Here is a 12,488-nt window from a genome sequence, read left to right as displayed (position 1 = left end):
GATGAAGATCATCGTGCTTGTTAAAGAAGTCCCCGACACCTACGGGGACCGAAAACTCAGCCTCGAGACCGGCCTTGCTGAGCGAGACGCATCCGAGAAAGTACTCGACGAGATCTGCGAACGCGCCCTCGAGGTGGCACTCTCGCACGCGGATACAGCGGGCGACACAGAAATCACCGTCCTCAGTATGGGCCCCGACAGCGCCGCCGCAGCCCTGCGCAGGGCCCTATCAATGGGCGCACACGCCGCCATACACATCACCGACGACGGACTCATCGGAGCCGACCTCGGCCTCACGGCGCGAGTGCTCGCCGCCGCGATTACGCGACAGCCCTATGACCTTGTACTCACCGGTAATCTCTCAACCGACGGCGCAGGCGGTACGGTGCCGGCGATAATCGCCGAACTGCTTGCCGTACCGCTCGCGAGTGGGCTCAGTGAGATCACACTCACGGAAGACGAACTGTCGGGCGTGCGCCCCTTTGACGGAGGCACGCAACGGCTGCGGGCCACCCTGCCGGCGGTGGCGTCAGTCACCGAGGCATTTCCTGACGCACGGTTTCCAAACTTCAAGGGCATTGTCGCCGCCAAGAAGAAGCCGCTCGAGACTCTGGGCCTCAGTGATCTCGGCATCGAAGCCGAAGACTGGTCTGTGCCGCACGCCATCATGCTCAGCGTGGCCGAACGCCCCGCACGCTCAGCCGGCGTCAAGATCGTCGACGAGGGCGACGCTGGCCAAAAGATCGCCGAGTTTCTTGTCGCGAATCGCCTGAGTTAGAAAGCGCAGCATCATGATCGATCACACCCCACAGCCCATCCTCGTAGCACTTGAAACCCTTCCTTCCGGTGCGCTTTCACCGGCCGCGGCAGAGCTTCTCGGAGCTGCCGCGAACATTGGCACCCCCATCGCCCTGGTCGACACCGAACCCGCGGCCGAGCACGCCGCGGCGCTCGGCGCATCGCGGGTGTTGATCGCGGTGGATCCTGACACGAGCCGTTTTTCGGCGCACTCGGTGGACGCACTCAGCGCGGCAGCGGCGCATATCGACCCGGACGCGATTCTCGTGTCCCACTCATTGGACGGCCGCGACACTGCGGGGGGTTACGCCGCGCGCTCGGGAGCTGCGCTACTGGTCGACGCCGTGGACGTTTCACGCGACCCCCAGGGCGTGATTGCAGGGCACTCGGCGTACGGCGGCGCTTACACGCTCGAGTCTGCTCCCACGTTCGGTGCCCCCATCATTACGGTTCGCCAGGGTTCCATCGAGGCCCGAGCAAAGGCGCAGCCCCTCGTCGCCGAGCAGCTTGAGGTCTCGAGCTCGTCGAAGCGCAGCGCGGTCATCGAGTCCATCGATCTCACAGCGGCAGTGTCGTCGCGCCCCGAGCTTCGAGGCGCAAAACGGGTGGTAGCGGGTGGCCGCGGGCTCGCGTCACGCGAACAGTTCGCGCTCGTCGAGCAGCTCGCCGATAGTCTCGGCGCGGCGATCGGATCATCACGAGCCGCCGTCGATTCTGGCTTCGTGGATGCGTCTACCCAGGTGGGGCAGACAGGCGTACAAGTGTCACCACAGCTGTACATTGCGCTCGGCATCTCGGGTGCGATTCAGCATCGGGCGGGCATGCAGACGTCCAAGACAATTGTCGCGGTCAACAAAGACGCCGACGCACCCATCTTTGAGGTCGCCGACTTTGGTGTCGTCGGTGACCTGTTCACTGTCGTGCCGCAGCTGGTCGCGGCGCTCGAAGCTCGAAAGCAGTAGCTCATGGCTCAGCTCATTCAACCGCTCCGTCGCGGCCTCCCCCGTGTCGTGGGCGGCGCCCCCTGGCCCATCTTCGAGGGTGAGCTAGTCGAGGGCGAGGTAGTCGAAGGCTCGGTAATCGAAAGCTCGGTAATCGAAGGCTCGGTAGTCCAAGGCCCGCAGGCACCGGCTCCCCCGTCAGGCCATTCACCGTTGACGGCAACGCGCGGCCAGAACCTGCGACGGGGGCTGCCCCGTTGGGTCGGCGGCGAGGCCTGGCCGCCAGCATCGGCGAGGCCTGCTGCAGCCGAAGTGTCACTACCCGCAACGGGCGGCATAGCGGCAGCTCCCGAGGTGAAGCCCGCGGCAGAGCCCGCACCGATCCCCAAACCTGCGCTACACCCCGAGGTCGAAATCTTCCCTCAGGCAACGATCCAGCAAGCGGCTCCCCCGCAAGCTCCAGCTCCCCCACAAGCTTCAGCTCCCCCGCAAGCTTCGGTAGCGCCGGTCCCCGCTGCGGCCTCTGATCCGGGGCCAGATGAGGCCCCGCGCGTCGTGCGCAAAGCGGTCCTTTGGGCCGTGGGGCTCGTCGCCGCGGCAGGCGTCATTGTGCTGGCGGCGAGGGGCGTCACCACCCTGCCAGGCGTGCCCGAGTTCATTGCGCGGTACCCGGGAGAGTATGCGCTCCCGGCGTTTGTCGCAGACGGGTTTCCGGCCTGGGCACGCTGGACTCACTTCTTGAATTTCTTCTTCATGGCCTTGATCGTGCGCACCGGGCTGCTCGTGCGCCACCAGCAAACCCCCCAGGCGTTCTTTACCCCGCGCCGCGGCGGTAAGAAGATTTCGCTCTATCTGTGGCTGCACACGAGCGTTGACGTGCTGTGGATGGCCACAGGCGTAACCTTTGTGGTGCTGCTGTTTACGTCGGGGCACTGGGCGCGCATCGTTCCCACGAGCTGGGAGGTGTTTCCGAACGCGGCGTCGGCCATGCTGCAATACCTCACACTCGAGTGGCCGATCGAAGACGGCTGGGTGAACTACAACAGCCTGCAGCAGCTCATGTACTTCACGGTCGTCTTCATCGCAGCCCCGCTCGCGATCATCTCGGGCCTGCGCATGAGCGAGTGGTGGCCCAAGAGCACCGCTCGGTTGAACCGGCTTTACCCACTCGAGGTCGCTCGCGCCATTCACTTCCCCGTCATGCTGTTCTTCGTACTGTTCGTGATCGTGCACGTATTCCTCGTACTCACTACTGGCGCGCTGAAGAACCTCGGTCACATGTACGCGGGGGTATCAGAGCCCGGCTGGTTCGGCTTCTGGATGTTTGCTGCGAGCCTGATCGCCACCGCCGCGGTCGTGTGGGCCGCGCGCCCGCTGGTCGTGGCACCCGTTGCCCAGCTGTTCGGCCGCGTGAGCGCGCGGTGAGAGCTGCCGAGACTGCTCAGGCTACTCAGGCTGCCGAGCCCAGCAGCGTCACGGGGTTTCTCTTTGCAATCGGGTCGGCCGCCCTGTTCGCGATGTCGGGTATTTTTGCATCGTCGTTGATGGCGGCGGGCTGGTCGGCGGGGGCCGCCGTCACCGTGCGGGTGCTGCTCGCTACCGCGGTGCTCGCAGTGCCCACCGTCCTCGCGCTGCGAGGCCAGTGGCGCATGGTGCTTGCAGCGTGGCAACCGGTGCTGCTGTTCGGTCTCATAGCCGTCACGCTGTGCCAGCTCGCCTACTATTTCGCGGTGCAGTACATCGCTCCCAGTTACGCCCTGTTGATCCAGTACATGGGGCCAGTGCTGCTTGTGCTCTGGGTATGGGCACGGCTGAGAAGCGCCCCGCACGCGCTCACGGTGCTCGGCGCATGCGCGGCCGTGCTCGGGCTCGTCGTGGTCTCGGGCATCGGTACGGGCGGCGCACTGCACCCCCTCGGAGTCATGTTTGCGCTTGCCGCCGCTGTGGGAAACGCCGTCTTCTATGTGTTGAGCGCCGACGCAAACCACGGCATCGCGCCGCTGCCGCTCGTGGGGCTCGGCCTCGGTGTGGCCTCTGTCGCACTCGTGGTTTCGGCAGCCATCGGCGTCATGCCGTTCACGATCGGCCAGGCAACCCCCGTAATTGCGGGGGCCAGGATCCCGGTGGCCGTCGTACTCGCCTGTTTGGCACTCCTATCGACCGTACTCGCTTACCTACTCGGTGTTGCCGCGGTGCGACATCTCGGCGCCACGGTCGCCAGTTTCACCGGGTATTCAGAGCCCATGTTTGGCATTGTCTGGACTATTCTGCTGCTCGCTATTGTGCCCACGGGTGCGCAGTGGATCGGTGCCGCCCTCATCATGGCGGGAGTCGTCACCGTCAAGCTCGGCGAGGTGCGCCAGGCGCGACGCCGGGGCTTCACGGCTTGATCAATGAGCCGTGTGACACACGTCGCCAAGCGTGCCGACCGAAAAGCGCTACGCTCGCACCTGTGAGCGTTCATCGAAGCCCGCTCGCGAAGGAGAGATCACGGTGACTGGTGCGGTGCGGCAGGCAACCCTTTCTGGGTTTGTGCTCGCGGTCGGTTCGGCGGCAAGTTTTGCACTGTCGGGTATTTTTGCGAGCTCCTTGATCGTGGCTGGCTGGTCTGCGGGGGCCGCTGCTACGGCCCGCATCTGCGTCGCAGCGCTCGTGCTCGCTGTGCCCACAGCCTTAGCCTTGCGCGGTCAGTGGCGTCAGGTACTGCGGGCATGGCGCCCCATTCTCATGTTCGGTCTCCTCGCGGTCGTGGCGTGCCAGCTCGCGTTCTTCTTCGCGGTGCAGTTCATCGCGCCCAGCCTCGCGCTACTCATCGAGTTCATGGGGCCCGTGCTCCTGATGCTGTGGATCTGGGTGCGCAGCCGCGTCGCCCCGCCGCCTCTTACACTCGTGGGAGCCGGTGTCGCGGTGCTCGGTCTCGTGACGATCTCGGGGCTCGCCGCGGGCGGTTCCCTGCACCCGCTCGGCATCGCCTTCGCGCTCATCGCGGCCGTCGGCAACGCCGCGTACTATGCGGCGGGGGCCGCGTCGGATCACGGTATCGCGCCGCTGCCGTTTGTGGGTCTCGGGCTAGCGGTGGCGGCGGTGAGCCTTGCGATCGTGAGCGCGGTCGGCCTCCTACCGTTCACCGTGACGAGCGTAGACCCCGTCATCGCTGGCGCCGAAGTCTCACCGGTGTTTGTGGTCGCGGGCATGGCACTCATATCGACGGTGCTGGCCTATGTGCTCGGGGTGTCTGCTTCTCGCAGGCTCGGTGCGACGGTCGCGAGCTTTACTGGTTACTCTGAGCCGCTCTTTGGCATCGTGTGGACGATCGTGCTGCTCGCGATTGTGCCCACCGGTACGCAGTGGCTTGGCGCCGGCCTCATCTTGGCGGGCGTGGTCGCGGTGAAACTGGGCGAGCTGCGGGCCGTGCGGCGAGCCGCAGGGTTGCCGCTGCGGTAGTGACGAAGCGGGCGTAATGCCCGGGCCATAAGGCTCTTTCGATCGTGATGACCGCCTGCGCGTTCAGCGAACTATTGGGCCTTTCCCGAGACATACTCCCGCAGGCCGGGCACGGCAAATTCTAGGAGCCCGCGCCCCGCCGGCTGCACAAGCCCCGCATCGATAAGTCGAGCCCGATAGTTGCCGATCGTGTTCCTCGCAGCCCCGAGACGTCGCCCGATGTCTGCAGTGTTTGACGGGCCATCATCCTCTGACATTGCGCGCAGAAAGTCGAGATCCTTGGGTGACGCCGTAGCCAAGGCCGCAGCAAGCACCACACGAGTGTTCCTTCGATGTGCGGCGGCCAACGCTAGATCGACGTCTACCTCTTCCAGCGGGCCGCTTTTCGCCTCGGCCATCTGCCATAAGTGATAACCCACGAGCTGAATAAGAAAGGGGTAGCCACCGGTGGATGTGGCCGCCTTTCGCACAAACTCCCGAGAAATTGGGGGCTCCAGGTTTGCGAACGTTTCTTGGTAGGAGTCTTCGACTTCGCGAACTGCTGCGGCATGCAAATCAATGCGATCGGCTCGACGCAGGAACGTTGCGACGCCCTCGTTGAGCAGGTCGGATACGGCGGCGGGCAGACCCGCGAACAATAGGGCGATGGGAAGCCCGTCACGGATAAAGTGCTGCACAAAAGCGGCCAATTGCGCAAGCTCGTCGCGGTTGGCACCGTGAATCTCATCAAGGGTGATGACCAACCCTGTGCGTTTTTCCTCAAGCAAATGCAGCAGCTGTTCTCCGACTTGCCGCCACCCCAACTGCTGGGCCGGGGGCAACTGAGAAGTGATTGAGAATCCAGCTGCTCCGATGCCCGTAATCCGCCGAACCGCGGGCCCCGGCCCGAGCTCTTCAGATGATGAGCGCATGGCTTCACCAATTCGGCCCAAGAAGCCTGTCGTGGCCGTCTCTGAGATCACCAGCCACCCCCGGGTGCGAGCGATGTCTTCGGCTTCTCCGAGCATGACGGTCTTCCCTATTCCGCGGGCGCCGGTGAAAATCGTGAGTAGGCCAGGGGCACCGGATCGGATGTGCAGACCGTAGGAGAATTCGTCCAACAGTCCCGCTCGACCAATGAGCTGCGGCGGCTCGGCCCCTGCTGTGGGCCGAAAGGGGTTCTGAGTTATGTGCCGATCGATCACGGATACTCCTATGAATAGCTGTGTGCCCAGTGTACTCCTGTGTACATTGTGAACAAGAGTGAATTGCTTCGGACCAGACGTGGCGAGCGAGTATCGGGCGAAGCTGTCAGCTAGTCTGATGGTTGTTGGAGGTGAATGTAGTGGAGAAGCGTTGGGCGTCGATGAAGCTCACTTTGCTGTTGCTGTATTTGGGCGTGCTGCCGCTGACTCCAGATGTTCCACTTCCATTCGCCTTCGTGCTCTTAGCGCTCGCGCTGATCGCTGCGGTTCCACTCATCCAGCGTTTCGCGCGCACCCTGTGTCACCGGCACTTCACGCCTGTTCAACAGTCGATTGTTCATACGGCAACGCTGGGCGCTTGGCAGCTGCTTCGCCCCGTCGCTCCGGGCACCAGCGGAACAGTACGCTCGCGTGCCCCCTCGGGCTTGCTCGCTGCCCACTGCTAAATAGCTCGATTCTCGCTCCCCCTCACCCCGGGCGCTGAGCGTTCGCTGCACTGTCGTGGGTGGCATCAAATCAATTCAGATTGCCAGCAAGCGACCAAAGGCGAATTGTGCACCCCAAAAATTTCCGTACGAACTATCCGGTTCCCCCATTTACTCCAGAATCACAGTGTGCCGATACCTCACCGCGTCTTCAGCCGCCACTCATCAAGGTTGACGCGGCAGGCGTGACGGCTGGCGACACAACTTTGCTCCCACCAACAACGTTCCAGGCAAGTCGGGGCCAAATCGTAGTGCTGCGCGGCGAGAACGGGGCAGGTAAGACAACGCTCCTACGCATCTTGGCGGGACGCATTCAACAGACAACGGGCACAGTTCAGGTGAGCGGCCAGCCGGTGAATGAACGAGACCCCGAGTTTCGTCGCAAGATGGCGGTCATGATCGGCTTGCCGCCGATGGCATCTGACCTAACCGTGTTCAACCATGTCGCACTCGTGTCCTCAACCTGGGAATCGGACCCCGAATCAGTGGAAGCAGCCACCCGCCGCGTGCTCGCTGAGTTCAGTCTCACCAAATTAGGGTCGCGGTTTCCTCATGAGCTCTCCTCAGGGCAGACCCAGCTGTTCGGGCTTGCGCTGGTGTTCGTACGCCCCTTCGAGGTGCTCCTCATTGACGAACCCGAGCAGCGACTCGACCCTGGCCGGGTCGAGCTGCTCGCTCAAGCGATGCTGGAACGTCGAGCAGCCGGGGCAACCATCATTGCGGCTACGCACAGCAGCAGTCTTGCTACGCGTGCCGCTGATCTCGCCATCACGCTCGGTTCTCACACATGAGCGCCCCACAGTTGTCGGCAGCTCTAGGCATTTGGCGGGCACGGCAGGAACGATCCGGCGCGGGCAAGGTCTACTCGCTCTATGTCTTTCTCCTGGTCGCTGTGATCGTGACCGTGCCCATTATCCGTGCACTGTGGGTTGTCTTGAACACCCCGGCCGGGCGTGCCGTCCTTTCCTCCGCGTACGCTCCCGACGCAGTTTCAATGATCGTTGCGGTGCTCTGGGTCGGGGCATTGCTGGTGGGGCGAAAGCGCGGCCCGGCGCTCTTGCCGCCGTTTCTGCTTCACGCGCTAGCAGGCAGCGGCATCCGTCGTGCCCTCGCGCTCCGGCCCCCAATGCTCCACTCCGCGACGGTCTTCGCTGGAGCGTGCGCCGCCGCCGCGGGGCTTGTGGGGATGGCGCTGATGGGTGATGGCCACGCACAGTCCGAGCACGTGATCGTGTTTGTTGCTTCTGCTGTCTCCACTGGCGTCGTAACCGCAGTGTTGTGGCTTGTTGGGCAGGTCTACCCCCAAGCGGCACTCGCGGTTTCGTTGATCGTGCTTGTGCTTTCGGGAGTGAGTCTTGCGAGAGCGGAGGTGCTCGCGTTCACGCCCTGGGGGTGGGTGGGAGCGACTTACCCGTTCACGGGATCGAGTGCCCTGTCACCATTTGGTACGGGTGCGCTTGCCGCCGCATCCATCGTCATGGCTCCAGCACTGCTGGGCCGTCTCACCCAGATGCAACTCAGCACGCAGGCCGCGCAGTGGGAACGGGCCACGGCATTCTCATTCTCGTTCGACTTCGACTCAGCGGCTGCCCTCTACGAACCTAAACCTCGCCTTGGGCGCGACATTCGTTTCATCACCCCGAGCCGACGACTGTGGGCGACGTTCTTGCTGCGAGACTTGGTCGGACAGGCTCGAACGCCCGGCCGCCTACTCGGAGGCATCACAGGTACCGCTGCGTCTGGAGTCCTGATGACGCTCTCGCTCCTACCCGGCACTCCATCGGCACTTCTGGCTGGCGCAGCTGGGATCGTGATCTACGGTGCGGCTGGCCCGCTCGCCAAAGGACTTCAGCACGCCGCAAGTGTCGCGGGCGACTACCCGTTGTATGGCATCAGCGACCGGCGCCTCCTACTCCTGCATGCTCTCTTTCCCCTCGTTGCGCTGCTCACCACCCTCATCACGTTTGCAACTGTCACCGCGTGCATCAACGGCGTGCCACTTGCAGTTGCACTTCCCGGAGTGAGTACGATCGGCGTCCTGGCGTTGGCACTTCGTTTAAGTAACGCGTTGAAAGGGCCGCTACCTCCGAGCCTGCTCACGCCCGTCAATACGCCGGTGGGTGACTTCAGCATCGTCATGCAAATTGGCTGGGCAATCAGTGAGCCGCTGATCGCAATCCTCGGTGCACTCACTGTGACTTTGCTTCTCCTCACACCAATCCCGCTCGCAATGCTGGCGCTAGGCGTTGGGGCACTCCTCGTGATTCGATGGCAGAAACGACGATGAATCAATAGTGGTGGAGCCCCCGGGAAACGTCAGGCCCGAACCTCAAAATCGGTCTCGACCTTCATGTCATATCTAACGCTTGCAATCATCGCCCGGAGCGTTGTGCGGCAAAAAACAACTCGGCGTGATGGGTGTTTCGCATTCTAGTAACTGGCGCATTCGACTCAATATTTGGGGCGAATGCGCCACACGCCTACGCCTGCTTGCGCCGCGAGGCGAGCACCAGGCCAACTCCAACTAGCACGAGGAGAACGGCTGCCGCAATAGACGACGCAGGATCGCTGCCCGTGTGGGCTAGGTCCTTTGCACCCACCGAGTCAACGACTGGCGGAACCATCGGGTCAGTGGCTGGCGGCGTCACCGGATCAGTGACCGGTGGTTTCACCGACGCTGAAGTCACGGTCAAGGTCGCTGCGGCGCTCGTCACCGAACCGGCACTGTTCTCAGCTGTTGCCCGATACTGGGTTCCCGACAACGCCTCCGTCGCCGCAACGGTCAGGGCCTTCCCGTCACTACTGACCGTGCCATCGGTTACGGTGACCGCATCCCAGGTAGCACCATCGTCGGCACTGAACTCCCACAACAAACTCGGCTCAGGCGCACCCGTCGTATCGACCGTAAACGTGGCATCATCTCCCGCGGTCACAGACTGATCCACCGGGTCAGTCACCGTCGGCGCTACATCGGGAGCGACATAGGTGAACGCGCCTGCATAAGCGATGTCGGGTTGCGCCACACCGTTCAGCTCCCACGACACAACGACATCAACGGGGCCGGCAGTGTGGGGTGGGGTGGTGGCCGTCCACGATCCGTCGCCGTTATCCACGAGATCGGTTGCGCTGATCCTATCAAACGAAACTCCCGTTACAGTCGTCTGTGTAAGCACCCGGACCGGCACATTACGGTTCACGAATGTGCCGTCACCCAGCTGCCCGCTGCTGTTGCTTCCCCAGGCATACGCGGTACCGTCTCCAGCAACCGCGACCGAATGCGAACCGCCGGCGCTCACCTGCTTGAAGGTCACCCCCGCAGGAAACTCCACCTGCACCGGCACATTACTGCCCGTGTTGGTAGCGTCACCCAGCTGCCCGAAGACGCTGCTTCCCCAGGCATACGCCGCACCGTCTCCAGCAACCGCGACCGAATGCGAACCGCCGGCGCTCACCTGCTTGAAGGTCACCCCCGCAGGCAACTCCACCGGCACCGGCACAGTACTGCTCGTGTTGGTGCCGTCACCCAGCTGCGCGGAGAGGTTGTTTCCCCAGGCATACGCGGCACCGCCCTCAGCAACCGCGACCGAATGCCAGTAGCCTGCACTCACCTGCGTGAAGGTCACCCCCGCAGGCATCTGCACCGGCTTCGGCACCGGCACAGTACTGCTCGTGTTGGTGCCGTCACCCAGCTGCCCGGAGAAGTTGTTTCCCCAGGCATACGCGGCACCGCCCTCAGCAACCGCAACCGAATGCGAACCGCCTGCGCTCACCTGCGTGAAGGTCACCCCCGCAGGCATCTCCACCAGCACTGGCACATTACGGTTCGTGGCTGTACTGTCACCCAGCTGCCCGGAGCCGTTGGATCCCCAGGCATACGCGGTACCGTCTGCAGCAAGCGCGACCGAATACGAATTGCCTGCACTCACCTGCGTGAAGGTCACCCCCGCAGGCATCTCCACCAGCACTGGCACATTACGGTTCGTGGTTGTACTGTCACCCAGCTGCCCGGAGCCGTTGTATCCCCAGGTATACGCGGTACCGTCCAAAGCAAGCGCGACCGAATGAGAAACGCCTGCACTCACCTGCGTGAAGGTCACCCCATCAGGCATCTCCACCGGCACCGGCACATTACTGCCCGTGTTGGTACCGTCACCCAGCTGCCCGTTGCCGTTGCTGCCCCAGGCATACGCGGTACCGTCTTCAGCACGCGCGACCGAATGCAAATAGCCCGCACTCACCTGCGTGAAGGTCACCCCTGGAGGTGGTTCAATCGTGACCTCGGTACCCCCTGTCACAGGCCCACTCGCCGGATCCGGCACCGCTTTCGCTACGGACCCCACCCCGACAAGCCCCAGCACCACACTGACAGCGAGCAATCCTCGCAACACGTTACGCAACATCATTCAACGCCTTTCCCCAGTTTCATTCATATGCTGGCTCGGCCCCGTTCCGGGGCGAATGCGCCACACACCTAGGCATGCCTACGTCGCGAGGCAAGCAGGAGGCCAGCTCCAATTAGAGCAAGGAGAGGAGCTGCCACGATAGACGACACAGGATCGTTGCCCGTACGCGCTAGGCCCTTTGCACCCACCGATTCAGCGACAGGCGGCACCTCCGAATCGGTGACCGGCGGTACCTCCGGATCGGTGACAGGCGGCGCCACCGGCGCTACAGACACCGTCAAGGTCGCTGCGGAGCTCGTCACCGAACCGGAGCTGTTCTCGGCCGTCGCCCGATACTGGGTGCCCGACAATGCCTCCGTCGCCGCAACCGTCAACGTCTTCCCGTCACTACTGACGGTGCCATCGGTTGCGGTGACCGCATCCCAGGTAGCACCGTCGTCGGCGCTAAACTCCCACAACAAACTCGGCTCCGGTGTACCCGTCGTATCGACCGTAAACATAGCCGTCTCGCCCGCCGTCACAGACTGATCCGCCGGGTCAGTGACTGTCGGAGCCACCGGTGCTGCAGTCACCGTCAGCGTCGCGACAGCACTCGTCGCCTCACCGGCGCTGTTCTCAGCCGTCGCACGATACTGGGTTCCTGACAATGCCTCCGTTGCCGTGACAGTCAGGGTTTTCCCGTCACCACTGACCGTGCCGTCGGTTGCAGTAACCACGTTCCAGGTAGAGCCATCGTCGGCGCTGAACTCCCAGGTGATCACAGGAGTGGGTGTCCCGTCCGCATCGACGGTGAACGTAGCATCATCACCCGCCGTGACTGTCTGATCTGCCGGGTCAGTGACCGTCGGCGCTACATCTGGAACGACATAGGTGAACGCGTCCGTATAAGTGACATCGAGTTGCGCCACACCGTTCAGCTCCCACGACACAACGACATCGACGGGGCCGGCAGCGTGGGGTGGGGTGGTGGCCGTCCACGATCCGTCGCCGTTATCCACGAGATTGATTGCACTGATCCCGCCAAACGAAACCCCCGTTACAGTCGTCTGCGTAAGCACCCGCACCGGCACATTACGGTTCACGAATGTGCCGTCACCCAGCTGCCCGCTGCTGTTGCTTCCCCAGGCATACGCGGTACCGTCTGCAGCAACCGCGGCCGAATGCGAACCGCCGGCGCTCACCTGCTTGAAGGTCACCCCCGCAGGAAACTCCACCTGCACCGGCACATTACTG

The 12,488-nt window shown here is 63.4% G+C and carries 10 protein-coding genes and 1 pseudogene; 8 read left to right on the top strand and 3 right to left on the bottom strand.

Features of this window, described 5'->3' with window-relative positions; all coding sequences use genetic code 11:
* Position 1: 1 nt before the first annotated feature.
* The 5 genes from ACXR2T_RS04375 to ACXR2T_RS04355 all read left to right on the top strand — a co-directional run bounded on the left by ACXR2T_RS04375 (position 2) and on the right by ACXR2T_RS04355 (position 5,183).
* The gene (locus ACXR2T_RS04375; protein ID WP_458837684.1) at positions 2-778 is read left to right on the top strand and encodes an electron transfer flavoprotein subunit beta/FixA family protein; all 777 of its coding nucleotides are present in this window, start codon (positions 2-4) and stop codon (positions 776-778) included.
* 13 nt (positions 779-791) lie between these two features.
* Positions 792-1,760 carry an electron transfer flavoprotein subunit alpha/FixB family protein gene (locus ACXR2T_RS04370; RefSeq protein ID WP_458837682.1) on the top strand — a complete coding sequence of 323 codons (969 nt, stop codon included), beginning with the start codon at positions 792-794 and terminating at the stop codon, positions 1,758-1,760.
* A 3-nt stretch (positions 1,761-1,763) separates the two neighbouring features.
* The gene (locus ACXR2T_RS04365) at positions 1,764-3,164 is read left to right on the top strand and encodes a cytochrome b/b6 domain-containing protein (RefSeq protein WP_458837681.1); all 1,401 of its coding nucleotides are present in this window, start codon (positions 1,764-1,766) and stop codon (positions 3,162-3,164) included.
* Positions 3,161-4,129, top strand: coding sequence for an EamA family transporter (locus ACXR2T_RS04360; protein ID WP_458837679.1), 969 nt, complete (start codon positions 3,161-3,163; stop codon positions 4,127-4,129). Before ACXR2T_RS04365 ends, ACXR2T_RS04360 begins: the two co-directional genes overlap by 4 nt.
* 103 nt (positions 4,130-4,232) lie before the next feature.
* The gene (locus tag ACXR2T_RS04355; protein ID WP_458837677.1) at positions 4,233-5,183 is read left to right on the top strand and encodes an EamA family transporter; all 951 of its coding nucleotides are present in this window, start codon (positions 4,233-4,235) and stop codon (positions 5,181-5,183) included.
* Positions 5,184-5,254: 71 nt separating this feature from the next.
* Here the strand turns inward: ACXR2T_RS04355 and ACXR2T_RS04350 are convergent, their stop codons facing one another.
* Complete coding sequence (locus ACXR2T_RS04350; protein ID WP_458837675.1) at positions 5,255-6,367, bottom strand: ATP-binding protein; 1,113 nt, start codon at positions 6,365-6,367, stop codon at positions 5,255-5,257.
* Positions 6,368-6,507: 140 nt separating this feature from the next.
* On the opposite strand from ACXR2T_RS04350, the gene ACXR2T_RS04345 reads away from it, so the two are divergent.
* Genes ACXR2T_RS04345 through ACXR2T_RS04335 form a run of 3 tightly spaced genes read left to right on the top strand, consistent with a single transcriptional unit; the run spans position 6,508 to position 9,139 of the window.
* A complete protein-coding gene (locus ACXR2T_RS04345) occupies positions 6,508-6,813 on the top strand; it encodes a hypothetical protein (RefSeq protein WP_458812266.1) in 306 nt (101 codons plus the stop codon).
* 59 nt (positions 6,814-6,872) lie between these two features.
* Positions 6,873-7,643 carry an ABC transporter ATP-binding protein gene (locus ACXR2T_RS04340; RefSeq protein WP_458837673.1) on the top strand — a complete coding sequence of 257 codons (771 nt, stop codon included), beginning with the start codon at positions 6,873-6,875 and terminating at the stop codon, positions 7,641-7,643.
* Positions 7,640-9,139 carry a hypothetical protein gene (locus tag ACXR2T_RS04335; RefSeq protein WP_458837672.1) on the top strand — a complete coding sequence of 500 codons (1,500 nt, stop codon included), beginning with the start codon at positions 7,640-7,642 and terminating at the stop codon, positions 9,137-9,139. The genes ACXR2T_RS04340 and ACXR2T_RS04335 overlap by 4 nt, the downstream gene beginning before the upstream one ends.
* A 193-nt stretch (positions 9,140-9,332) precedes the next feature.
* On the opposite strand, the gene ACXR2T_RS04330 is transcribed toward ACXR2T_RS04335, so the two are convergent.
* Both ACXR2T_RS04330 and ACXR2T_RS04325 read right to left on the bottom strand, forming a co-directional pair.
* Positions 9,333-11,255: an RCC1 domain-containing protein gene (locus ACXR2T_RS04330; protein ID WP_458837671.1), complete on the bottom strand. Its 1,923-nt coding sequence runs from the start codon at positions 11,253-11,255 to the stop codon at positions 9,333-9,335.
* Positions 11,256-11,323: 68 nt separating this feature from the next.
* A pseudogene (locus ACXR2T_RS04325) lies at positions 11,324-12,488 on the bottom strand (hypothetical protein); the annotation flags it as partial.

Source organism: Leucobacter faecis (assembly GCF_054456635.2).
The sequence above is the reverse complement of the archived record's forward strand: the minus strand, read 5'-3'. Positions and strand labels throughout refer to the sequence as shown.

What these genes read in the sequence shown, in the direction of transcription:
- ACXR2T_RS04370 (WP_458837682.1), top strand. Translation starts at nt 792, where the DNA reads ATGATCGATCACACCCCACAGCCCATCCTCGTAGCACTTGAAACCCTT.
- ACXR2T_RS04335 (WP_458837672.1), top strand. Translation starts at nt 7,640, where the DNA reads ATGAGCGCCCCACAGTTGTCGGCAGCTCTAGGCATTTGGCGGGCACGG.
- ACXR2T_RS04375 (WP_458837684.1), top strand. Translation starts at nt 2, where the DNA reads ATGAAGATCATCGTGCTTGTTAAAGAAGTCCCCGACACCTACGGGGAC.
- ACXR2T_RS04330 (WP_458837671.1), bottom strand. Translation starts at nt 11,255, where the DNA reads ATGATGTTGCGTAACGTGTTGCGAGGATTGCTCGCTGTCAGTGTGGTG.
- ACXR2T_RS04365 (WP_458837681.1), top strand. Translation starts at nt 1,764, where the DNA reads ATGGCTCAGCTCATTCAACCGCTCCGTCGCGGCCTCCCCCGTGTCGTG.